The following is a 21,622-nucleotide window of genomic DNA, read 5'->3' on the forward strand; positions in this document are numbered from 1 at the left end:
CCCGACCGAATTAAGTTCCCAAAGATTTATAAATTTTTTGTTAACATATCTGTGCGGATATAGAGGTGGTTTACATGAAAATGTCAAAGGAAAAGCAGCTTTTAATTGAACTTATCTTTGAGGAGAAAGCAATTGAGTTTGGGCATTTTATTCTCAGTTCTGGAAAAGAAAGTAACTATTACATTAACATTAAAAAACTTATAACGAATCCCAAAGCATTAAGGCTCATTGCGTCCCTTATGAAAATCAAGATAGATGAGTTTGCTCTTGAATATGACAAAATAGCAGGGCCGGAACTTGGAGCGGTCCCCATAGCAGTTTCTTTGGCTTTAGTGACTGATAAGCCTCTGCTAATAGTACGAAAGAAGAAAAAAGAATATGGAACAGGGAGGCAAATTGAGGGTGAAGTGAAAAAAGGTGAGAGAGTACTTCTTGTAGAAGATGTTACAACTACTGGTGGAAGTGTTCTCAGGGCAGCGAAAGCTTTGGAAGAGGAAGGTGCCAAAATAGTTGGGATAATGGTAGTAGTTGATCGGGAAGAAGGTGCTAAAGAAGCTTTAGGAAAAGAAGGTTACACCCTGATTCCGCTGGTAACAGTGGGAGATCTATTCAAATATAGAGAAAAGAGAGAATAAATCAAAAATAATCTTCAAGGGTTTTTGCTTTAACCATTATCATTGCCTTTTCGTTTCCATAGAAGATTTCAACAAGGCCTTCTGATTCTAACGTTTTTAACATGCGTAAAAGCCACGGCATTGGTGTTTCAAGCTCTTCACTTAACTTTTGTAAAGAAGTAGCCCTCTTTTTTGTTACCAAGAGTTTGTAGATAACATTTTTCCTAGCAACCATTCCAAGAACACCAAATGTTATATTGTCTTTGATTCTAATAAACGTTTCTTGGTATACTATTGACATTGTGACAAATCCACTTAACCAGCATCTTTTTATATGCTCCCTCTAAACATGACACATGCGAGTGGAGATAGAAAAACTAAGTTCTGAAGGTTTTGGAGAAGTAAAAATTAACGGTAAAAAGTTATTTATTCCATTCACGGCTCCTGGGGATATAGTTGAGGTTAGAAAGTGGCGTAAAGAAAAGAAGAAACGGGTGGCATATGAATATGCAATACTTGAGCCTTCCTCCATTAGGGTTAAACCAGAGTGTAAGCACTTTGGTGTATGTGGAGGATGTTTGCTTCAGCATATTCCTTATGAAGAACAACTAAAATTTAAGGAGCAAAAACTATCTGAACTTCTGGAAATGAACGTTGAAGTGCTTCCATCTCCAAAAATCTATGATTATAGGAACAGAATTGACGTGGCAATAACTACAGGGGGAATTGGCTTTAGGCGAAGGGGTACTTGGTGGGATGTTATAGATGTGAAAAACTGTAGAATCTTCGGTGATAAGAGTGAGAAAGCCCTAAGGTCAGTTAAAGACCTTATCGAAGATCTTAATCTAGTCCCATGGGACTTAAAGAAAAGTAATGGCTTTCTAAGGTATGTAGTCTTGCGGGAAGGCAAATTTACGGGAGAATTCATGGTGAATCTGGTAACATCTGAAGGCACCCTTTCCAAGGAAGTCACTGAATACTTTGATTTTGCAACTTCTCTCTACTGGAGTGTTAACAGCACTAAAAGCGATGTGTCATATGGGGCCCCTAGGAGATTTTGGGGGGCAGAATTTATTAGAGAAAAAATTGATGATGTTACTTATCTTATTCATCCGAATTCATTTTTTCAAACAAATTCTTATCAAGCCGTTAATCTTGTAAAAAAGGTTGGTGACTTTGTTGAAGGCGAGAAGGTTCTTGACCTTTACTCCGGTGTAGGGACTTTTGGAATATATTTGGCAAGAAGAGGATTTAAAGTGGAGGGAATTGAGGTAAATCCCTTTGCAGTAGAAATGGCGAATAGAAATGCAAGAATAAATGAAGTAAATGCGGAGTTTAAGGTGGGGGAAGATAGAGAGGTGAGGGACTTAGGGGTTTATGATACCCTCATTGTGGATCCTCCAAGAGCGGGTCTTCATCCGAAACTTATAAAGAAACTACTCAAGGATCCACCTGAAACGTTGGTATATGTATCCTGCAACCCAAGAACATTTTCAGAAAATTTGAAAAAACTTAAAGAGGGATATGCTATTGAGGAGATAGTGGCTCTTGATATGTTCCCCCATACTCCTCATATTGAAATTGTTGCAAAACTAGATTTGAAGAACAAAATATAGAGTTCAAAAAGTTAATATACTCGGTTAATAAAACAATTATGGGGTGAATGTATGTTAGACGAAAGAGACAGGATTATAATTGAGATGTTGACAAGAGATGCAAGAACGCCCTTTACTGAAATAGCAAAGGCTTTGGGCATAAGTGAGACAGCTGTAAGGAAAAGAGTCCGATCATTGGAAGAGAAAGGGATTTTAAAACAGTATACTATTAGAGTAGACCCTCAAAAGCTTGGTTACAATCTGGTAAGTATCACAGGGGTGGACACAACACCAGAAAGACTTTTTGAAGTTGCCAGTAAGTTAAAGGAGTTTGAATTTGTAAGAGAGCTCTATCTATCAAGTGGTGATCACATGATAATGGCAGAAATATGGGCAAGGGATGGTGGGGATTTAGCAGATATTATGTCAAATAAAATAGGAAAAATTGATGGTGTTACCAAGGTTTGCCCGGCTATAATTTTGGAACGGTTAAAGTAAAGCTTTTAAACCTTTTTTGTATTATCTTTCGTTGAGCGGTGGTAGTCTAGCCTGGTCTAGGACACCGGCCTCCCAAGCCGGTAACCCGGGTTCGAATCCCGGCCACCGCACCACAGATTTTTACACACTTATTAGTTAGATGTGTGATCTGAAAACCTTTTTTGTGATGGGGATGAAATTATTCAATTATTTCAATTGTAGGTTCTCAGTCTCAAATACACAATAATCGTAACTCAATGATTTTTTCGTTGTCATGTACAGTCCCTAAGCTTCATAAACCTTGTATTCTTCTCTTCTTTCTTTGAGAAGCTTCTTTGTGGCCTGTAATATTCACAATCGAAATACTAAGAAATGTATGTAAAGAAATGTTGTTTGTACTATCTTTTGTAAACCCATTTCAGTAGCGGAGGTGTCAGGATTGTGGTTGCAAATACCATAGAAATGGCTATTGTAAGGCCCTCTGGCCCAATTACACCACTTGAGAGAGCTATTGTAAGCATTGCAAGCTCAACACCGAGTCGTGGAATCATTCCAATACCAATCCTTAGAGATGATTTGAGATCAAAGCCAGCTAAATATGCTCCTGCTCCACACCCAAGGATTTTGCTTATTATTGCTGCAAGAGTGTATAAAATTGCAAAGAAACTTGCATGTAAGATATAGCTGATTTCGATTCTCATACCGACCTCTACAAAGAAGAGGGGAATAAAGATGGAGTAACCAAGGATGCTTATGTGATTTTCAACCTGTTTTCTGTAGCTAGTTTGTCCTATTGTTAGTCCTACCAAATATGCCCCTAGAATAGATGCGAGGTTTAGATGCTCTGCCATATAAGCAAAAATTATCAGAAAGATTATTGCAAATGATGTCGTGGACTCGGGCAAGTCTATGTGTGAAATTCTTTTGAATGCTTTCTCTGCAAGGACTGGCCCAAAATACAAGAAAACTGCAAGAAAACCACTCACTTCTACGAGAATCTCGAAGATTGTAATGTAATCTATGCTCCCTTCCCGAAGAAGGGAGATAATAACAGTTAAAAGAAGAATCCCCAAAACATCATCTACAACTGCGGCAGCTAAGATTGTTGTACCCTCCGTACTCCTAAGTTTTCTGAGTTCCATTAGTACCCTTACAGTTATACTAACACTTGTTGGTGTCATTATAGCACCATAAAGGAGGGCCTCATGAAAATCTACGAACGGATAAGCTACTAAAAACCCGAATACAAATGCAAATATTACACCAACACCAGCTACAGAAATACTTGGTTTTCCCACCCGTTTAAATTCTGTAAGATCACTTTCAATACCTGCCAGGAATAGAAGCAAAAGAACGCCGAGGTTTGAGAATTCTCTGATTATTTCGTTACTCTCCACAAAAAGCCCTATCATCAAACCTCCCAAAATTTGTCCAAGAACTACTGGCTGGTTGAGTTTTTCGAATACCCATCCCAGAAGCTTTGCCATTGCCAACATCATGGCTATCATGATAAGTGTTTCCATATTAATCCCTCGAGAATATCCATTTCAGTAGGGGAGGTGTTATAATAGTTGTGATTATTACCATAGTAACGGGGATCGAGAAAATTCCCTTATCAAACACATTTTCTGTAAGTGCGACGTTTGCCATAATTAGAGCCACTTCCATTCTGGGAATCATTCCAATACCAACTCTAAGTGCTTCTTTTGGTTTGAACCTGGCTAATAGCGCACCAACACCGCAACCTACTATTTTTCCTATTATCGCTATCACTGAATAGAGAATTGCAAAAGTTCCTGCATGGAGAATGATGCTTATGTCTGTTTTTATACCAATTCCAACAAGAAAAACAGGAACAAAGAGAGAATATGAGACGGTTATCATTCTGTTACTTATTCTTTTTGCTTCGTCTGTTTGTGCTATCAAAACTCCTGCTAGATATGCTCCGGTTATTCCAGCTATTCTAAACTGCTCGGCTATATACGCAAAGATAAGAGTTATAGCGAGGGCAAATGCTGTTAATGTCTCAGGCAAGTCAATTCTTTCAGAGAGAGATAAGAATTCTTTCACAATAGGTTTTCCAACAAGCCAGCTCACTACAAAGAATACAGCTACTTCTCCAATAAGAATTCCCACATCTTCTATGTAAACATGCCCTTTTCTATACATGGCAATTAGTGTTGTGAGAAGTATAATTCCAAGGATATCATCAACAACCGCACCGGCTAAAATGGCCGTTCCCTCTTTTGTGCGAAGTTTTTTCATTTCCATTAAGATACTTACGGTTAATCCAACGCTTGTGGCAGTTAAGATTCCTCCCAAAAACAAGGCTTCAGTTCGCTCATATCCAAACCATTCAGATAGGAAGTATCCCATCACAAAAGGGATTGCAACTCCCCCAAGAGCGATAAGAAAAGAGGGTACACCAACTCTTTTGAATTCTTCAACATCCGTTTCAAGGCCAGCAAGAAAAAGAAGTAAAACCACACCTATCTCGCTTATTAAATGAACTCCCTCAGAATAACTCACTATGTTTAGAATAGAGGGTCCAATAAGCATCCCTCCAATAAGCTGACCGAGAGCTCCAGGCATCTTCGCTTTTGTAGCAATATAACCAAATAGCTTAGCCACTATCAGGATCACTGCAAGTTCAAGGAATACATCCATGCTTTCATCTCCTGCTGATTATAGTGTCACAATTCTAATAAGCCGAATAATGTCATTGACCTCTAACAAGCCATGAACTTTTTTTTCGTCATCAATAACAGGAAGATGATGTTTTCCAGTTTCTATCATGAGTTTAATAGCATGTCCAAGGTTATCCTCTATGTGGATGGTTATTGGCTTTGTTACCATTATATCTTCTACCATTGAAGCACGAGTTATTGTGTATTTTTTTAATAAACCTAACCCCACAACAGAGTATCTTTTGGGAGTTGTGAAAAATTGAAGGAGGTCTTTCATTGTAATAAATCCTAAAAGTCTCCCTTCATCGTCAACTACTATGGCGGAGGTTTCCTCACTAGTAAATTTTCTTATAAGATGAGTTAGGGGATCCTGAGGATGAACGGTCAAGAAATCTTTGTCCATGACTATTTTCACAGGAACCTTTGAAATATACCTGATATTGTGACTTAGCTCTTCCTTCCTTTGAAGCATTAAATGGCGTTTTTTTCCGGTAATTATTGACATTTTTTTATGTTTTGCATTTTTGGGTTTATTTGGAGGTGGTAAATATTCCACGTTTATCCCCTATACTCTTTATCTAGTTTCCACTTAAATTTTTCTCTTATATGTAACGTTTTCAATTTGAGAGAAAGAAAATCTACATCTACATGGCAAAAATTGGAATGGTGATGTGATGCATTAAGCTTATATCAAGCAAAAACTTTATAAGAGAATTATGCCCAAACATCGGTAAGGGAAATATGGTTTTTGAAGAAAAATTTGATGTTGTTATAATTGGAGCAGGCCCTGCAGGTCTTTTTTCAGCCTATGAGCTCGCTGAAAAGAGTGATTTAAAAGTTGCAGTGATTGACGAGGGAGGAGACATTGAAAGCCGTGTATGCCCCATGGACGAACTTGGCTACTGTATTGAGTGCAAGCCTTGCCACATAATGAGTGGTGTTGGTGGGGCTGGTGGACTTAGTGATGGAACCATAAATCTAAGGCCGGATATTGGAGGAGACCTAACAAAACTTACAAGGGATGAGAATTATTCTTGGCAGCTTATTTGGGAAGTTGACCAGGTTTTTCTAACACATGGAGCTCCTAAAGGGGTTTACAAGGGGCACGAGGATGAGATACGGAAATGGGAAAGAAGAGCGGCCCAAGCAGGGGTGAAATTCATACCTATAATTCAGCGGCATATTGGCTCAGATCACACTAAAGGAGTTATAAAGAGTATTAAAGACTACTTGGAAAGCAAGGGTATCAAGTTTATCCTCTGGACAAAGGTTGAAGAGTTTAGAAAAGGAGAAGTTGTTGTTAGAAAAGGAGTTGATGTTTTCACGATAAAAGCACGTTATATAATAGTGGCACCAGGCAGAGGAGGAGCAGAATGGTTCCATGATGTTGCTCAAAAAATAGGTTTGAAGTCAAGTCATGGTCCTATTGATGTTGGAGTTAGGGTCGAGGTCCCTGCAATAATAATGGAGCAAATAACAAAAATAAATCATGATCCCAAGTTCCACATCTATACTGAAACTTACGATGATTTTGTGAGAACTTTCTGTGCCAATCCAAATGGATTTGTTGTTGAAGAGAAATATGATGGTTATGTGGGTGTAAACGGCCATTCAATGAGGGATAAAAAAAGCAACAACACCAATTTTGCATTCCTTACAAGGATTGAACTTACTGAACCAGTGGAAGATACCACAGCCTATGGTAGAAGCATTGCTCAGCTTGCAACTACAATTGGTGGAGGAAAGCCAATACTTCAAAGACTTGGAGACTTAAGAAGGGGAAGAAGGAGCACGTGGAGCAGGATAAAGAAGAGCGACGTCGAACCCACTTTAAAGCACGTTACTCCAGGAGACATAGCAATGGCACTTCCTCACAGAGTTGTTACAAACATTATTGAGGGCCTTGAAAAGCTTGACAGAGTAATTCCCGGAGTTGCAAGTGATCATACTCTCCTCTATGCTCCGGAGATAAAATATTATGCAATGCAAGTTGAGGTTAACAATCTCCTTGAAACCACAATCGAAAATATTTTCGCAGCTGGGGATGGAGCTGGATTGAGCAGGGATATTGTTAATGCTGCAGCAACAGGGCTTTTGGCTGCGAGGGGTATATTGATCAAAGAGGGCCTTTATCAGGAGAGGGATTTCAAAAAATCTGGCAATTGGAAAAAGGTCGTCGAGAGTTTGGAAGCATAAGGGTAAGATTTAAATTTTTTAGCCTTTTCTCATTTTTGGTGAGAGTATGAAGTGCAGGTTCTGCGAGAACAGGGCATATATAAAGCTCCACTACCCAAAAATGTATCTATGTTCCAATCACTTTATCGAATATTTCGAAAAAAAGGTCAAGAAAACGATTGATAAGTATAAACTTCTTAAAGCTAGTGAAAAAGTACTCGTAGTCATCAGTGGAGGGAAAGATTCTGCTGTAACAGCTTATGTCCTCAAAAAGCTTGGCTATGATGTAGAATGTCTGCATATAAATTTGGGTATTGGGGGATACTCAGAAAAGAGTGAAGAGTATGCAAAAAAGCAGTGTGAGTTAATGGGGGTTCCCCTTTATGTAGTTAGAGTTAGAGAGCTTTTAGGAGCTGGTATTGGGGAAGTAAGAACTAGAAGACCTGCTTGCTCTTATTGTGGCCTTACAAAGCGTTACATATTCAACAAATTTGCTTATGATAATGGATTTGGTGTTATTGCCACGGGACATAATTTGGATGATGAGGCCAGCTTTATCTTTTCTAACCTCATGAATTGGAATACAGAGTATCTGGCCAAGCAAGGCCCGGTTTTACCAGGAGAAGGTACCTTTGTAAAGAAAATTAAACCGCTTTATGGACTCACAGAGAGAGAAGTAGTGGCATATGCTCTTGCAGTTGGTTTGGAGTACATTATCAATGAATGCCCGCATGCGAGAGGAGCAACCACAATAGAATACAAAGAAATTTTAAATAAAATGGAAGAAAAGAGACCTGGAACGAAAATAAATTTTGTCAAAGGTTACTTGAGGAAAAAACACTTATTTGAAGCCGAACTAGAAGAAATAGAACTTAAAAAGTGTAAAATTTGTGGAATGCCGTCTCAAGACGAAAAATGTTCATTCTGCAGATTCTGGGGCTTGAAAGAGCCCTTGGTCTTCAAAGTGAAAAGTTAAAAGAGAGAAAATCAGAGTTCCTTGAATTTTATTTTAAATTTTATTTCCTTTTCAATGGGAAAGAGCAAGGTATAACTTACCCCTTGCTGTATAAAGTCCCATCCTGCTTCACTTTGGCTTAGAGTTTTTATCGGGAACTTCCAGATCTTTGCCTGTTTGTCAGTTTCAATCTTCACCCTTCCAAGTCCGTATGGATCATTTACCTCAAATTCCTTTTCATCAAATTCTCCTGGAGTTTCCATGACACTGTGCACCGCTAGGTTCAGCTCGACTCCAAAGAGAATCTTAAAGGGCTTTTCAAGTGAGACCCTGTAATGGGCTACAAAGCCTTCTTCATTTAATTCTATCTCCTTTTCAACTGTAGCAGGTATTTTTTCTTTTGCATAAATTCCTCCATTGCGCCATAGTTTGACTTTGTTACCCCTTAATATATATTCGTAAGGCTGATTAACAAAATCCCCGAATTCGTGATATTTTACGAGTCTGTAGTTATCGAGTGTTTCTTCCGGTTTAATGAAGTGATCTTGGAGGATTGCTCTTAACTGCCAATCATAAGCCAGTTCCCTCTTAATTTCCTCAGGGATTGCTTTTCCAAGCTCGTGTATGCTTGCAACCCCATCCTTGTTTTCTTCTTCTGGAACAGCTGCCTCAGGAACTTCATGGTAGTGTTCCCATCTCCTTGGAAGCACATCGTTGTAGTTGACAGCCTTTCTCTTTGAGCTAAGCTCGAAAATGCTTCCACCGTAGTGGGGTTTTAGGGTAGCTATAAAGTTGTCATTCTCTAACATTATCTCTTTTCTTCCATCAAAATCTATATCTAGGACTTTATTTTCTGGGTTCAAGTAGCTTTGTGCTTTTATGATATTTTCCCATACGGTTCTCCTTAGGTGGGGAAGGTAAACTCCTCCAAAGACACCATGCCAGTAAGCGTCATTACACTGGGCCTTGAGAATGTAGTGTCTTGCCTCCGGGTTTTCTCTCACAGCTTTGCTGATCATGAGCATTCTTTTGTGCATGAAGTTGCTCTCGGGATATTTAAAAAAGAAGTTTTTCCAAATGCCACCTCTTACAAAGACACGGTATTTCTCAAACTTGCCTTCCTTTTTCAGCTGTTCCGCAAATTCTACAAAGAGTTTTGCCTGTTTGGCCGGTAAGCTCCATTCGCTCATCTCAAAGTAAGAAGCAATTGGAAGATACACTAAGCCTCTTGGTGTGAATTTCCCTAGGTATTCTGTGTAGGTCATCAGGTTAATTTTCTCATTGCTTGTAATTTCATCAAAGAACTTTCTAAGCCATCCTTTCTCGTATACCCATTCGTGAGTTCCAGGCCATACTCCAAATTTCTCACCATCGTCGTGGAAAACAGCAACTTTAGAGGGGTTGTTATCTACGAGGCCTTCTAAATATTCGATAACCTTTTCCACCGGCCGGAAGGGGATTAGGTACCTTAGCTTTTCATCAATAGGAAATACTGTTACAATCTCTCCGCCATCTTCGGTGTAATACGGCCAGAAGAGCTCCTCTTTGCTCAACCCGGCGCTCATGAAATGATAATCATCAACAACCACATATTCAATTCCTAATTCTTTAAGGGATTTTACAAGTTCTGGTTGCCATACTCTTTCGGTGAGCCATACGCCCTTGGCTTCGAATCCTAACTTTCTTGCATATTCTTTAAGCATTTCTATTTGTGCTATTCTATCTTCCTTAGGGATGGCTGCTAGAACAGGTTCGTAAAATCCTGCGACTACTATTTCAAGCTGACCATTTTTTACAAGAGACTTTAAAAGATCAATATAATCGGGTTTATTTTCTTCAATCCACTCCAAAAGAGGGCCACTAAAGTGGGCATTTACTTTCATCATTGGGAATTCTTCAAGAATCTCCATGAATGGTCGATATGAATTGTTATAAGCCTCTTCAAAAACCCAGCCAAAGTTTCCAAGAGGTTGATGGTTGTGAATGCCAAATATGAAGTTGATTTTTTTCATTTTTACACCTCCATGAGCATTATCACTAAGAGTGATAGTAGTGAGGAGTATATAAATATTTTATGCATGGTACGTATATCAACTAGTAGTGAAAATATCACCGAGATTTCGTAAGAATCGAGTTAGATGAAGTCTCTTCCTGTTTAGAAGAAGATCTTTCTGAAAACGTATATTATAATAGCTACGGCCAATTGATTAGAGAAATTATCATCGGGGGGTAACTCATAGAATTCTGCCAACATCCCGGCTAAGGCCCCGATGAGGGCATGTGGTAAATCTATCAGCACGAGAAGTATTAGAAAGGCTGTTAGAAAATATGCCAAGCTGCCCTCAATACTTTTACCGTTTTTAAATCGATGCTTTCCAAAAGGTTTTCCTATTATCGCAGCTATAGCATCACCTAAAGTTGCAACGGTTATGGCACCTATTGCAATGTCTTTTGGGAAGAAGCTTATTATTATTAAAGCTCCGATTGTGAAGTATATGTGGGATCCGATAGAATACTTTTCATGTTCCCTAGATATGGCTTCAAGTTCTCGTTCGACAAGGGCAATTACATCTTCTCTTACATAAAGACCGAGTTTTTGTTTTAATTTATCTCTCAATTCTTCAACTATTCTAAAAGGTTCTAGTATTATAAAAACAATTAGCGCTGTTGCAACGAATCCTATTGTTACCTTTTGGCCAAAGAGAAGGTAAAGTAGTGGGACAGTCAATCCTGTTAAGTGCAGTGCTTTTCTCTTAACCTCGCTTTTTATGCTCATGCTTTATCACCTCTAAGGCCTCTTTAAGGTCTTTTACTATGTAATCGGCGTGTTTTGGCATGAGAGATTTGAAATAGCCCCTCCTGACTAGGATTGTTGTTGCACCTATTTCTTTTCCACCTCTCATATCGGTGTCGTCTCTATCTCCGACTACGTAAATTTCCCTCTCTTTTGGGAACATTCTTTTCGCCAGCATAAAGTTATAGGGCTCAAGTTTACTGTAACCGGTTTCTCCACTTATTATAAGGGAATCAAAGTAATTTTTCAGGTTTAGGTGTTCGAGTTTTTTCCTTTGCCACTCAGAGGAGGAATCGGTTATTAGCACTATTTTTGCTCCAATCTCTTTTAATCCCTTTAAAAAGTCAATTGCATCGGGATATACTCTTAAGTTTGAAAAGAATGTCGTGTCAACTAATTCGAACATCTCTTTCAGATCTTTTTCTGATGTGCTTTTATACACCCTTTCCATAAAGTTTCCCACGAGTTCATCCAAATTAAGTAAGTGAAGCTCTCTTGATTGTTCTAACTCTTTATACCGCTGTGTGAGGATATAAAGCAAAGCCTTGAATTTTCCTTTTCTGATTAAATGGGGCAGAAGACGAAGAACACTCCATCTAGCGGCCTCCCATGTGTTGCATAAGGTATCGTCTAAATCCACAAGTACAAGCATGTACTGAGTGTCTGTTTGGGTATTAATAACTTTAACGTTAAAGCTTTAAAACCTAGGATGTAGTTTTTCATGAGGAGCCATGAAGGGCGAATTGCTAGTATTCATGGGAATGGGTTTGATATTTATTGGTTTCATGTTGATCTTCTTGGGAACTTTAATGAGTGCATCAAGTGGGGAAACCAATGTAGAAAGTGGAGGGGTTATAATGATAGGCCCCATTCCAATAGTTTTTGGAACAAACAGAGGTGTCACTTTAGCAATGATATTAGCAGTTCTTTTAATGGTTCTTTGGATAGTTGGTGCTTTGATCAGCAGGAGGGTGTGAATTGGAGTACATTCTCGACCTTTCTATACTTCTCGTCCTTGCAAAGAGCCTGGAATGGCTTTTTGAGAAGAAGGAGATCCATCCGATAATTGCACATATACTTACTGGTATGATACTTGGGCCGTTTTTTCTTAATGTAGTGGTTCCTTCAGAGCCTTTAAAGGTTCTCTCCGAATTTGGTCTTTTGATGATGATGCTCTATATGGGACTTACGAGTAACTTTTCGTCCATAGCTTCCAATAAAAGCAAGGCAATTTTGGTAGCTGCTTTGGGCGTAATATTTTCCTTCATTCTTGGTTTTTTGACAGTTTATGCCTTCGGCAAAGGATTAGCAGCAGCAATTTTTGTTGGCGTGACTCTTGGAAATACTGCAATTGAAGTCACTAGTGGCGTGCTTCTAAAGGCTAGGATTCGGAAAGAACTCTCTTCAATATTAATGGGCGCTGCATTTGCAGATGATATCATGGCAGTTTATTTAATTGGTATAATAACTGCTATGACGAAGGGAGAGCTAGCATTCTCTCCCCTTGTTGTACTAACAATTAAGATCGTCCTTTTCATAACAGCGGTGCTCCTTGTCTCTGAGTATATCTTTAAACGCTCCTCACGCTTTTATAGTATTTTGAGGAACTTAAACATCTTCTTCACATTCACGATAGTCTTGACATTCTTCTTGGCCATGATTGCGGAAAGGGTAGGTCTTCATCAGATAATTGGAGCCTACCTTGCAGGTTTGACAATTAGCAGATTGAGAGAGAGAAGAGACCCCCTTGTAATTAGTAAAATAAAACTCAACGAACTTATAGGGGATTTGCAAGTAGTTTTAACAGAATTTTTCATTCCTTTGTTCTTTATATATGTAGGTTTGATGTTTAACCCCTCTTTAAATGAACTTAGCATTGTGTTGATAGGCCTTCTCTATTTGGCAGCAGTTATAGGGAAGTTTTTGGGCTGTGGGTTGGGGATGAAACTCTTTAAATTCGATTGGAAGTCAGCAGCACTAGTAGGCATTGGAATGGGGGGAAGAGGTAGCTTAGAGCTTGCTATCCTAAAATTTGGCATTGAGGAAGGGTTAATAGATCAAAGTCTCTTTGCAGCAGTGGTAATAGTTTCAATGTTAACAGCCGTGACAACACCACAATTCTTTAGGCTTTATTTGAGACACCTTCGAGAGGAATAACAAAAGCTTAAATTAGATGTGAACAACTTTGGCTGGTGAGAGCATGATACCAAATAAAGGGATAAGTGAAGAGGAGCTTTTTACTGAACTTGAGAAAAGGCTTAAAATCGATCTAACGTTTGATTCTGGTAAAATCTTAGGTTCTATGTGTACTTATCCACACCCTCTAGCTCAGAAAATAATCCAAAAGTACATAGATAGGAACTTGGGGGATCCAGGCTTGCATAGAGGGAGCAAAGAAATTGAGGAAGAAGCGGTCCAAATGTTGGGAGAGCTTTTGCACTTAAAAAGGGCTTATGGAAATATAGTAAGTGGAGGTACAGAAGCCAATGTTTTGGCCGTGAGGGCTTTTCGTAACGTCTCTAATGTTGAAAAACCGGAGTTAATCCTGCCAGAGAGTGCACATTTTTCTTTTTTAAAGGCGAGTGATTTGTTAAAAGTGAAATTGGTCTGGGCAGATCTTAATAGAGATTATTCTGTCAACGTAAAGGATGTAGAGAGTAAAATAACAGATAATACCATTGGAATTGTTGGAATTGCTGGAACAACTGGTTTGGGGGTTGTGGATGATATTCCTGCTCTTTCGGATATTGCTGTTGATTATGGAATTCCCCTACATATTGATGCTGCCTTCGGTGGTTTTGTAATCCCTTTTGCGAAGGCATTGGGTTATGAATTACCGGATTTTGACTTCAAGCTCAAAGGTGTACAAAGCATTACTATAGATCCCCACAAGATGGGAATGGCCCCAATACCCGCTGGAGGGATAGTTTTCAGAAAGAAAAAGTATATGGATGCCATTAATGTTTTGGCACCTTATTTGGCTGGGGGAAAGATATTTCAAGCTACAATCACAGGAACAAGGCTTGGAGCTAATGCAATAGCTGTATGGGCCCTTTTTAAACACCTTGGCTTTGAAGGATATAAGAATGTGGTCAAAGAAGCTATGGAGAACGCCCTATGGTTTGCAGAACAGATAAAGAGGTTGGATAGAGTGTACCTGATAAGGGAGCCCATGCTGAACATAGTTTCCTTTGGTTCTAAAAGGCTCAAGAAGATTGAGGCAGAACTTAAAGCAAGAGGATGGGGAATAAGTGCTCACAGGGGGTATATCAGGATAGTTATGATGCCACACGTGAAAAGAGAACATTTAATGAACTTTTTAAAAGATCTGAGAGAGATTTTAAGAAGAGTTTGAGATTTAATTTTGTATTTTTGTTTTCTGAATCTTTCAAGAGTCCTTTTGGATAATTAACTATGGGAGATAAACCGCTACATTCATGTTTTATTGGCTTTGTTTAAAAATTAAAGGATTTTTAAATCCAGCACTGGTGTTCCGGCTTGATATTACTGTAAAATCTTATAAATTTTCTATTTTCTTTTATTTCATAAAATCCTTCTGGTAGGTTTTGGAGCAACTTTTCTAAAACTTTGCCTCTCCTAACAATTTCGCCTGTAGATAAATTTATGACCTCGTACATTTTGATTACCTCACTATAAATATTCATCGGAGAAATATAAACTTTACTGAATATTTTTCGCTTATATCTGTTATTGACTGTAAATTTTTCCAAATTTAGATAACATAGTTCTAAATGCCACTATTAAGTGCCCTTTCAATTCTTTTAAAGTCTTATCTCTTTCTTTTGAAAGCCTCGTCCTTCAGGGCGGGGAGGAAGTCAGTTGATAGCAACTTCTGGTTTTTAAAGACTTCCAAATGCCAAGAAAAACCTTAAATTCAAAAACAAGAATTTTAAAAAGAGAAAACCAAAAAAACAACGCCTAAAAACGAGTACCGAGAATTATTCTATGAGCATCTTAAGCTTTCTCAACACAATCTCTGGATTTTCCCCGAATATCAAAAGCATTGGCTCTTTGCCCCAGTCTCCGAGGTGATATATTATATCTGGCTTGTCATTTATCCTCTCGATCGCGGTTTTTACTCCCCATGGAATGGTGCCGCCCTCTTTGGCTTTTATTTCTTCTGGTTCCTCCCTTCTATCGTAGAAGGACACTTTAAGCCCCAAGCTGGAAGCTTTTTTGATAAGCTCCTCACTGTATTTCAAATTCAATGCACTCCTGACTTCAGGAAAGAACTCCATGAACGTTAAAATCGCTCTCGTCAGATGATCGGAAGCTCCGAATTCTACCCATCCTACAGGTTTTATCTTATTTCCAAATTTTACTATCCTTCCTTTTACTCCAGCAACATCTTCTTTACTCCTTGCATAAAGTTTAGGTAAAGCGTAAATGAAGTTCATACCAACTTCTGGCGCGTGTTCATAAAGATTATCTATTGACATGAGCTCCTTTAAGGCATTACCTAAACTTTCATAAACTCTCCACTTTTCGGCTGGAATATCTATCCAGGCGTTCTGATTAACCGGGCAGTGGCCATGGCCGATTCTTGGTCCATAGTAAATTCCCATCGTTATAAATTCCTTTGCTATTCTAACGGCCTCTTCGAGCTTCTTCCCTTTTGCCAAATTCGCTGTTATCGCTGCAGAAAAAGAGCATCCTGTACCATGGGTGCAACCTTTTACAAAAGGTGCCCTATACTCCCTAAATTTTTCGTTAAAATATAACACATCCACGGCCTCACTTAGGCTGAGGTGTCCTCCCTTTACTATTGCCCCTTTAGCACCTAGCTCCTCAACTATGATTTTCGCAGCTTTTTTGGCGTCTTCAAGGCCTTCAATTTTCATTCCACTTAATTTCTCCGCTTCTGATTTGTTGGGTGTTACAAGTGTTGCTAAGGGAATTATCTTCTCAATCAAAGCCTCCATTGCATCTTCCCTTAGCAATGGAGCCCCGCTTTTGGCTATCATGACCGGGTCAACCACAAGAGGAAACTCATATTTCTTTACGGTCTTTGCAACGGCTTTGATTATTTTGGCATTACTCAACATTCCAGTCTTTGCCGCATCCACTCCAATATCTTCTACAACAGCCTCTATCTGTTTTGCAACAACCTCTGGAGAGATGTCATAAATGGCCCTAACCTCTTGGGTGTTTTGGGCTGTTACAGAGGTTATTGCAACCAATCCGTGAACCCCAAAAGCGGAGAAGGTCTTTAAATCCGCCTCTATTCCAGCTCCGCCCCCGCTATCGCTCCCGGCAATTGTTAAAGCTTTCCTAATCACTCTATCACCTCCATTCTTCTTAGGGCTTTGAGAATCAAGAAGCCAAGAGTTGTTCCAACAAGAGTGCTAGGAGCAAAAGCTACCCAAAACCACACAACTCCTTTTTGGATGTTTATCAAGGGGCCAAAAAGGAGGGAACTCAAAGTTCCTCCTATAAAAACTGTAGCCAATGGTTCGCTAAATGCTGCCCAGTCATTCTTTACTATTTTATACATTAGGCCAACTGTAAACGCTCCAGGAATTCCACCGGGAATTGAGAATATTGTGCCCACTCCTAGGGACATTCTTAGGGTTCCTATGAAAAGGGCCGTCAAAGAGGCCCACCAAGGGCCAAGCAAGACTCCAGTTATGACATTTATGAAGTGCTGGAAGGGTGCGACTTTTGTTGGACCAACTGGAAATGAAATTGTACCAAGAATGACCCCTAATGCCGTAAAAATACCGACATAAGCGAGCTTTTGCGTCCTTGTTTCGAGCTTCACCTGAGAACCTCCTCTATAATTTTTCTCATTTCTTCTGTGGCTCTTTTTACATCTTCTGCCCCCATTATTGCAGAAATTATTGCGATTCCATCTACACCAGTCTTAAGGACATCTCTAGCGTTTTTGTGATTTATTCCTCCTATTGCCACCACTGGAATTTTCACCGACTCTACTATTCTCTTAAGACCTTCTAGACCAATAACTTTGACATCTCTTTTTGTAGGCGTTGGAAAAACAGAACCTGCTCCTAAATAATCAGCTCCTTCTTTCTCTGCTTTTAACGCTTCCTCTAAACTGTAAACAGAGGCTCCGATGATGAGATTCGGTCCTATTTCTTTAGCAAGTGAGATGGGCATATCCTCTGGACCCAGCTGAACTCCATCTGCGTCTGTTGCCAAAGCCACATCTAATCGGTCATCCACGAAATAAAGGGCATCATATTCTTTTGTTAGCTCTCTAATCTCCTTACCAATCTTTATCATCTCCCCTGTTGGAGCATTTTTTATCCTAAGCTGAATTGAGGTTGCACCTCCCTCTAAGGCTTCTCTGACACTTTCAATCTCTGACTTTAGTCTTCTATCCGTTATCACATACAGCTTGAGCTTTTTTCTAAGGTTCAACTTCCCTCACCTTGGCTCTTTCTTTTATTATCTCCACATCTATTCTGTAGAGCCAGTCGTAAAGCTTTACATGGAAGGTCCCGGGGTAAGATGCTTCCTCTACTGCCTTTTCTGCCGCGATTTCAAATGTCGTTAGTCCAGCAATGGTGGCTCTAAGCGGTTTTTCGACTGCCAAGAAAGCTCCTATTATGGAAGTTACCATGCAACCAGTTCCCGTAACTCTCCCAAGCATTGGAGTTCCATTTGCTACTCCATAAACCCTTCTGCCATCACCAACGTAATCCACTGGGCCTGTAACTGCCACGACTGTGTTGAACTCCCGTGCAGCTTCTTTGGCTATTGTTTTTGCAATGTTCTCATCATATGTTGCTGAATCAACTCCTCTTGTTTTTCCATGTTCTCCAAGAAGAGCAGCAATTTCTCCAAAGTTGCCCCTGACAACGCTTATGCTTCCTAACTCCAGAAGCTTCAGTGATGTTTTAGTCCTCAATTTCGTTGCCCCAGCGCCAACTGGGTCAAGGATGACGGGCTTCCTGAGCTCCTTGGCAATCTCAACGGCCTTAAGCATTGAGTATATTTTGTGCTCATCTAGGGTTCCAATATTTATTACGAGCGCATCAGCTAAGCCAATCATCTCTTCGAGCTCCTCTATTGCGTGAGCCATAACAGGTGAAGCCCCTATAGCTAGGAGAGCATTTGCTGTGGTGTTCATGACAACATAATTGGTTATGTTGTGTATTAGAGGTCTTTTTTTTCTGAGCTTTTCTAATGCTTCTCCAACCCATTCTACGTTCATATGGGCCACCTCTCCATTTTATAGGCCATATCCCAAAACATGTATTCATATTTGCTTGCTCTTTCGAAAACGCTCTCTAGTCTATGAAATTCAGTGTTATTGGTTTTATCCAGCAGCTCTTTCAGGTTCTCCACTAGCTCGATATATTCCTTGGAGAGATACACCTCAGCCCAGTTTACATAGAGAGAATTTTCGTTGGTTTCCAATAACTTTTCATGGTGCCTGGCTATCTCCATATAACTCCAGAAGCATGGCATGATGGTAGCGAGGCCTTCATAAGGAGTTCCTAAAAATGCTGTGAGATTCATGAAGTTCATATATGCATAATTGGTGGGGCTGGGTTCTTCTTTGATTGCATCTTCGATTGTGAGTCCTAATTCTTCTAAGAGCCTTTCATAGTTGACAAGTTCAGTGCTGGCTTCCTCTTGGGCCAGTTTTAGGATCTTTCTCATGAGATCAAAATCGCTTTTAGAGGCAATTATCGTTAAAGTTCTCGTTAGTCCCACAAGATAGTTGTAGTCTTGGAGCACGTAGAATTTGAACTTTTCAATTGGCAATGTACCTTGATATAATTCGATTACAAAGGGATGGTTTAGTATTCTATGCCAGATATAATCTGCTTTTTGTCTTAAAGCATCGCTAATCTTCATTTTTCTTCACCTTCCGAATATGTAATAAAGAACGCTTACAAGGATGAACGTTGGAATGCTGGAACCTAATCTAAAGCCGAGTTCGCTTAATAGCGGGATATGGATTCCAAAAAGGCCTTCTATAGCTAGGCCCATGTAAAATATGAACCCTATACTCCAGATTATTATTGCTTTGGAATTATATCCAGCAAATGGGCCATTTTCATCGAAAAGTGCCTCTGCATTGTAGCCTTTTTTAACAAGGAAGTAGTCAGTTATCATTATTGCTGCTAGAGAGACAAAAGCTCCTCCAATAAGCAGTAAAAAGCTTTCATACTGTTCCATTGGAAATACTAAAGCTAGGATAACCCCTAATGCACCAACAAAAAGCACTTGTTTCTTTGCATCTGCCTTTGGAGAGATGTTTTTGTAGGTTATTGCGGCTGAGTAGACATCGAGGAAGGTTGTTGTGACTGTTGAGAATGTTATTATCAACATTGCTGGGATTCCTATACCATAAGCTGCTACAATTTCTATAGGATCTCCTTCTCCAATCGCCATGTTGGTGAGCGCTCCTACAAAGTAAAACAGGCTTGATGAAATGAAATAGCCTAAATAGGTTCCCCAGAAGGCTGAATTTTTATTTTTGGCAAATCTTGAGTAATCTGCTATCAATGGGGCCCATGAGAGGGGCATTGCTATCACTAGGTCTAGGGCCAACATAGCACCAATTTCTCCAGTGCCGGGTTTGGTGAGAAGATCACTTAAGGGAAATTTCTTGAGCGTAACATAAGTAAGCCATAGGCTTAGTGCAAGTAAGAGTAAAGCAGCGATCTTTTCTAGTTTCTCCCAGTTTTTTGGACCGATGTATGTCCATAATGTAACGAGAACACCTAGCAAGAGGACCCACAATGGATAACCCTCAAAACCAAAAGTTTTCGAGACTGCATTCATGGCATTGGCTCCAACTATAAGCATTATAGCTGTCCATCCTATGAGCTGGAGGTAATTCAAGATCGAAGGTAGAATTGAACCTTTAATTCCTAATGAGGCTCTTGAAAGTACCATAGTGGGTAGGCTCGTTTCCTCACCTTCGAGGGCTATCAGCCCCATGATGGCATTTCCTAGTAGATGTCCTACAATAATCACTAGTATTGCCATGCCCAATGAGAGTGCTGGAGTCAACAACGCTCCTGCCCAGAACTCCGCTATACTTATCCCTGCTCCAAACCATATTGCAAGTAGTGTTATAAGTGTAAAAGTTTTCTTGCTTTTCTCAACTGGCTTTATTTCGTATCCCTCATGCATTTCCTACACCCAGGCTAATTTCTATTGTGAAATTTTATAACTTTTTTGTTAAAAATAAAAACCAAGTTATAAGAAGTGATAATGTCCCTATTCAAGTGGAAAAGCAAAATCAAGTTAGAATCCTCCAAAAATACATCATACAGGTATCTTGGCCCTTATTGGTTTGGAAGTGTCTTTTAATGTGTTTGTTAATTACGCATAATGTAGAAATATCTATCCAGAGAAGAGTGAACTCTCTGGTAATATTTCTCCAAAACTTCAAATCCAATTCTTTCAGCTACTTTCTCAGCTTCAAAGCTTGTTGGGAATGCAATGCTCAAGTGGCCATCTAGGACTTCGTATATACTTTCTAATGCCTTTTCATAGAGTTCTTCTCTCACCTTTCCACCGAGCGTTGCAGAAGTCCCATAGGGAGGGTCCGTGACAATTGCTTCAAATTCTTTGTCTGGAAAAAGTTTCCCTAGTTTAGTGGCATCTCCTTTTTTTAACACATAGTTTTTTATTCCATAATGTTCGAGATTTTGTTTGGCTCCATCCACCATGTCTTTTCGGAGATCAACACCATAAACCTTCAAACCGAGAAGGCCAGCTTCAATAAGTATTCCACCGGTACCCATAAATGGATCAAGAACTTCTTTTTTTGCTCGTGCTAGATTTATCATTGCTCTTGCGAGCCGTGGAGGTAGAGCTATAGGTTTGAAAAATGGTCTTCTATCTGCTTTTCTTTTTTCAAATGATTTGGCCGGGAATGTTTGCTTTCTTATTCCAACCCAGAGTTTTTGCCCGCAATATACCCTGACTAATGTGTCAGGACTTGTTAGATTTACTTTGAAACCCTGTCTTACTATAATTGCTCCAAGTTCTCTTTCTAGGTTCTCTACATTGTAGCGGCAGTTCAACATTGTTTCTCTGTCTACTTTAAAGCTCCCTGCTATGAAGTTTCCCCATTCAAGATTCTCTGCCTTCAAATAGAGCTCTTCAAGGCTCTCACCAGAAAAAAGTAAGTTCCCATACTCATGGGCCATTCCAAGCCTTTTAAGGTAGGAAAAAGCGCTCTCATTCGCTTTTAATGCCAGAAACAGATAGTCTTTTTCAAGTATTGTGAATCCTGGATTACTAAGCTCTAGTAAAGCTTTAACCTCTCCTTCAGCCATTTCGGGTAAATTTCCAAGAATTTCGACATAAAGCAA

Annotated in this window: 23 protein-coding genes and 1 tRNA gene; 9 read left to right on the forward strand and 15 right to left on the reverse strand. The window is 39.5% G+C overall.

Features of this window, described 5'->3' with window-relative positions; all coding sequences use genetic code 11:
- Positions 1 to 80: 80 nt before the first annotated feature.
- Positions 81 to 635 carry an orotate phosphoribosyltransferase gene (gene pyrE, locus TSIB_RS02230; RefSeq protein ID WP_394295182.1) on the forward strand — a complete coding sequence of 185 codons (555 nt, stop codon included), beginning with the start codon at positions 81 to 83 and terminating at the stop codon, positions 633 to 635.
- A 1-nt stretch (position 636) separates the two neighbouring features.
- Here pyrE and TSIB_RS02235 read toward each other — a convergent pair whose 3' ends face one another.
- On the reverse strand, positions 637 to 915 hold the full coding sequence (locus tag TSIB_RS02235) for a hypothetical protein (RefSeq protein WP_015848733.1): 279 nt from the start codon (positions 913 to 915) through the stop codon (positions 637 to 639).
- Positions 916 to 970: 55 nt separating this feature from the next.
- On the opposite strand from TSIB_RS02235, the gene rlmD reads away from it, so the two are divergent.
- From rlmD to TSIB_RS02250, 3 genes are all read left to right on the forward strand, one after another.
- A complete protein-coding gene (gene rlmD / locus TSIB_RS02240) occupies positions 971 to 2,230 on the forward strand; it encodes a 23S rRNA (uracil(1939)-C(5))-methyltransferase RlmD (RefSeq protein WP_015848734.1) in 1,260 nt (419 codons plus the stop codon).
- Between the two features lie 51 nt (positions 2,231 to 2,281).
- On the forward strand, positions 2,282 to 2,707 hold the full coding sequence (gene lrpA / locus TSIB_RS02245) for an HTH-type transcriptional regulator LrpA (RefSeq protein ID WP_015848735.1): 426 nt from the start codon (positions 2,282 to 2,284) through the stop codon (positions 2,705 to 2,707).
- Between the two features lie 35 nt (positions 2,708 to 2,742).
- Positions 2,743 to 2,820: transfer RNA gene (locus TSIB_RS02250), tRNA-Gly, on the forward strand.
- A 264-nt stretch (positions 2,821 to 3,084) separates the two neighbouring features.
- Here TSIB_RS02250 and TSIB_RS02255 read toward each other — a convergent pair.
- The 3 genes from TSIB_RS02255 to TSIB_RS02265 are packed head-to-tail and all read right to left on the reverse strand — an operon-like array spanning position 3,085 to position 5,878.
- A complete protein-coding gene (locus TSIB_RS02255) occupies positions 3,085 to 4,209 on the reverse strand; it encodes a cation:proton antiporter (RefSeq protein ID WP_015848736.1) in 1,125 nt (374 codons plus the stop codon).
- A gap of 1 nt (position 4,210) precedes the next feature.
- Positions 4,211 to 5,353, reverse strand: a complete 1,143-nt coding sequence (locus TSIB_RS02260) for a cation:proton antiporter (protein WP_015848737.1) — start codon at positions 5,351 to 5,353, stop codon at positions 4,211 to 4,213.
- A gap of 18 nt (positions 5,354 to 5,371) precedes the next feature.
- On the reverse strand, positions 5,372 to 5,878 hold the full coding sequence (locus TSIB_RS02265) for a CBS domain-containing protein (protein WP_048160790.1): 507 nt from the start codon (positions 5,876 to 5,878) through the stop codon (positions 5,372 to 5,374).
- A 236-nt stretch (positions 5,879 to 6,114) separates the two neighbouring features.
- On the opposite strand from TSIB_RS02265, the gene TSIB_RS02270 reads away from it, so the two are divergent.
- Both TSIB_RS02270 and ttuA read left to right on the forward strand, forming a co-directional pair.
- Positions 6,115 to 7,569, forward strand: coding sequence for an NAD(P)/FAD-dependent oxidoreductase (locus TSIB_RS02270; protein ID WP_015848739.1), 1,455 nt, complete (start codon positions 6,115 to 6,117; stop codon positions 7,567 to 7,569).
- Between the two features lie 46 nt (positions 7,570 to 7,615).
- Complete coding sequence (ttuA, locus tag TSIB_RS02275) at positions 7,616 to 8,524, forward strand: tRNA-5-methyluridine(54) 2-sulfurtransferase (protein WP_015848740.1); 909 nt, start codon at positions 7,616 to 7,618, stop codon at positions 8,522 to 8,524.
- Positions 8,525 to 8,535: 11 nt separating this feature from the next.
- Here the strand turns inward: ttuA and jtg are convergent, their stop codons facing one another.
- The 3 genes from jtg to TSIB_RS02290 form a co-directional block, all read right to left on the reverse strand.
- Positions 8,536 to 10,515, reverse strand: coding sequence for a 4-alpha-glucanotransferase (gene jtg, locus TSIB_RS02280; protein ID WP_015848741.1), 1,980 nt, complete (start codon positions 10,513 to 10,515; stop codon positions 8,536 to 8,538).
- A 143-nt stretch (positions 10,516 to 10,658) separates the two neighbouring features.
- Positions 10,659 to 11,279 (reverse strand): diacylglycerol/polyprenol kinase family protein, encoded by a 621-nt coding sequence (locus TSIB_RS02285; protein WP_015848742.1) that lies wholly within the window; start codon positions 11,277 to 11,279, stop codon positions 10,659 to 10,661.
- Positions 11,257 to 11,949 (reverse strand): HAD family hydrolase, encoded by a 693-nt coding sequence (locus TSIB_RS02290; protein WP_015848743.1) that lies wholly within the window; start codon positions 11,947 to 11,949, stop codon positions 11,257 to 11,259. Before TSIB_RS02290 ends, TSIB_RS02285 begins: the two co-directional genes overlap by 23 nt.
- Positions 11,950 to 12,028: 79 nt before the next feature.
- On the opposite strand from TSIB_RS02290, the gene TSIB_RS02295 reads away from it, so the two are divergent.
- Genes TSIB_RS02295 through mfnA form a run of 3 tightly spaced genes read left to right on the forward strand, consistent with a single transcriptional unit; the run spans position 12,029 to position 14,652 of the window.
- On the forward strand, positions 12,029 to 12,274 hold the full coding sequence (locus TSIB_RS02295; RefSeq protein WP_048160196.1) for a TIGR00304 family membrane protein: 246 nt from the start codon (positions 12,029 to 12,031) through the stop codon (positions 12,272 to 12,274).
- A 1-nt stretch (position 12,275) separates the two neighbouring features.
- Positions 12,276 to 13,454 carry a cation:proton antiporter gene (locus tag TSIB_RS02300; RefSeq protein WP_015848745.1) on the forward strand — a complete coding sequence of 393 codons (1,179 nt, stop codon included), beginning with the start codon at positions 12,276 to 12,278 and terminating at the stop codon, positions 13,452 to 13,454.
- A gap of 43 nt (positions 13,455 to 13,497) precedes the next feature.
- Positions 13,498 to 14,652 (forward strand): tyrosine decarboxylase MfnA, encoded by a 1,155-nt coding sequence (gene mfnA / locus TSIB_RS02305; protein WP_048160197.1) that lies wholly within the window; start codon positions 13,498 to 13,500, stop codon positions 14,650 to 14,652.
- 118 nt (positions 14,653 to 14,770) lie between these two features.
- On the opposite strand, the gene TSIB_RS10365 is transcribed toward mfnA, so the two are convergent.
- The 8 genes from TSIB_RS10365 to TSIB_RS02345 form a co-directional block, all read right to left on the reverse strand.
- Positions 14,771 to 14,935 (reverse strand): hypothetical protein, encoded by a 165-nt coding sequence (locus TSIB_RS10365; protein ID WP_187146413.1) that lies wholly within the window; start codon positions 14,933 to 14,935, stop codon positions 14,771 to 14,773.
- A 321-nt stretch (positions 14,936 to 15,256) separates the two neighbouring features.
- Positions 15,257 to 16,597: a bifunctional hydroxymethylpyrimidine kinase/phosphomethylpyrimidine kinase gene (locus tag TSIB_RS02315; RefSeq protein WP_015848748.1), complete on the reverse strand. Its 1,341-nt coding sequence runs from the start codon at positions 16,595 to 16,597 to the stop codon at positions 15,257 to 15,259.
- Complete coding sequence (thiW, locus tag TSIB_RS02320; RefSeq protein ID WP_015848749.1) at positions 16,594 to 17,079, reverse strand: energy coupling factor transporter S component ThiW; 486 nt, start codon at positions 17,077 to 17,079, stop codon at positions 16,594 to 16,596. Before thiW ends, TSIB_RS02315 begins: the two co-directional genes overlap by 4 nt.
- Positions 17,076 to 17,699: a thiamine phosphate synthase gene (thiE, locus tag TSIB_RS02325; RefSeq protein WP_048160198.1), complete on the reverse strand. Its 624-nt coding sequence runs from the start codon at positions 17,697 to 17,699 to the stop codon at positions 17,076 to 17,078. Before thiE ends, thiW begins: the two co-directional genes overlap by 4 nt.
- The gene (thiM, locus tag TSIB_RS02330; RefSeq protein WP_015848751.1) at positions 17,689 to 18,495 is read right to left on the reverse strand and encodes a hydroxyethylthiazole kinase; all 807 of its coding nucleotides are present in this window, start codon (positions 18,493 to 18,495) and stop codon (positions 17,689 to 17,691) included. The genes thiE and thiM overlap by 11 nt, the downstream gene beginning before the upstream one ends.
- Complete coding sequence (gene tenA, locus TSIB_RS02335) at positions 18,492 to 19,145, reverse strand: thiaminase II (protein ID WP_015848752.1); 654 nt, start codon at positions 19,143 to 19,145, stop codon at positions 18,492 to 18,494. The genes thiM and tenA overlap by 4 nt, the downstream gene beginning before the upstream one ends.
- A 6-nt stretch (positions 19,146 to 19,151) precedes the next feature.
- On the reverse strand, positions 19,152 to 20,432 hold the full coding sequence (gene cytX / locus TSIB_RS02340; RefSeq protein WP_015848753.1) for a putative hydroxymethylpyrimidine transporter CytX: 1,281 nt from the start codon (positions 20,430 to 20,432) through the stop codon (positions 19,152 to 19,154).
- 188 nt (positions 20,433 to 20,620) lie between these two features.
- Positions 20,621 to 21,622 carry a TIGR01177 family methyltransferase gene (locus TSIB_RS02345; RefSeq protein ID WP_048160199.1) on the reverse strand — a complete coding sequence of 334 codons (1,002 nt, stop codon included), beginning with the start codon at positions 21,620 to 21,622 and terminating at the stop codon, positions 20,621 to 20,623.

Source organism: Thermococcus sibiricus MM 739, from assembly GCF_000022545.1.
In the GTDB taxonomy this organism is placed as follows: Archaea; Methanobacteriota_B; Thermococci; order Thermococcales; family Thermococcaceae; genus Thermococcus_A; species Thermococcus_A sibiricus.

What these genes read in the sequence shown, in the direction of transcription:
- pyrE (WP_394295182.1), top strand. Translation starts at nt 81, where the DNA reads ATGTCAAAGGAAAAGCAGCTTTTAATTGAACTTATCTTTGAGGAGAAA.
- TSIB_RS02235 (WP_015848733.1), bottom strand. Translation starts at nt 915, where the DNA reads ATGTCAATAGTATACCAAGAAACGTTTATTAGAATCAAAGACAATATA.
- rlmD (WP_015848734.1), top strand. Translation starts at nt 971, where the DNA reads ATGCGAGTGGAGATAGAAAAACTAAGTTCTGAAGGTTTTGGAGAAGTA.
- lrpA (WP_015848735.1), top strand. Translation starts at nt 2,282, where the DNA reads ATGTTAGACGAAAGAGACAGGATTATAATTGAGATGTTGACAAGAGAT.
- TSIB_RS02255 (WP_015848736.1), bottom strand. Translation starts at nt 4,209, where the DNA reads ATGGAAACACTTATCATGATAGCCATGATGTTGGCAATGGCAAAGCTT.
- TSIB_RS02260 (WP_015848737.1), bottom strand. Translation starts at nt 5,353, where the DNA reads ATGGATGTATTCCTTGAACTTGCAGTGATCCTGATAGTGGCTAAGCTA.
- TSIB_RS02265 (WP_048160790.1), bottom strand. Translation starts at nt 5,878, where the DNA reads ATGTCAATAATTACCGGAAAAAAACGCCATTTAATGCTTCAAAGGAAG.
- TSIB_RS02270 (WP_015848739.1), top strand. Translation starts at nt 6,115, where the DNA reads ATGGTTTTTGAAGAAAAATTTGATGTTGTTATAATTGGAGCAGGCCCT.
- ttuA (WP_015848740.1), top strand. Translation starts at nt 7,616, where the DNA reads ATGAAGTGCAGGTTCTGCGAGAACAGGGCATATATAAAGCTCCACTAC.
- jtg (WP_015848741.1), bottom strand. Translation starts at nt 10,515, where the DNA reads ATGAAAAAAATCAACTTCATATTTGGCATTCACAACCATCAACCTCTT.
- TSIB_RS02285 (WP_015848742.1), bottom strand. Translation starts at nt 11,279, where the DNA reads ATGAGCATAAAAAGCGAGGTTAAGAGAAAAGCACTGCACTTAACAGGA.
- TSIB_RS02290 (WP_015848743.1), bottom strand. Translation starts at nt 11,949, where the DNA reads ATGCTTGTACTTGTGGATTTAGACGATACCTTATGCAACACATGGGAG.
- TSIB_RS02295 (WP_048160196.1), top strand. Translation starts at nt 12,029, where the DNA reads ATGAAGGGCGAATTGCTAGTATTCATGGGAATGGGTTTGATATTTATT.
- mfnA (WP_048160197.1), top strand. Translation starts at nt 13,498, where the DNA reads ATGATACCAAATAAAGGGATAAGTGAAGAGGAGCTTTTTACTGAACTT.
- TSIB_RS10365 (WP_187146413.1), bottom strand. Translation starts at nt 14,935, where the DNA reads ATGTACGAGGTCATAAATTTATCTACAGGCGAAATTGTTAGGAGAGGC.
- thiM (WP_015848751.1), bottom strand. Translation starts at nt 18,495, where the DNA reads ATGAACGTAGAATGGGTTGGAGAAGCATTAGAAAAGCTCAGAAAAAAA.
- tenA (WP_015848752.1), bottom strand. Translation starts at nt 19,145, where the DNA reads ATGAAGATTAGCGATGCTTTAAGACAAAAAGCAGATTATATCTGGCAT.
- cytX (WP_015848753.1), bottom strand. Translation starts at nt 20,432, where the DNA reads ATGCATGAGGGATACGAAATAAAGCCAGTTGAGAAAAGCAAGAAAACT.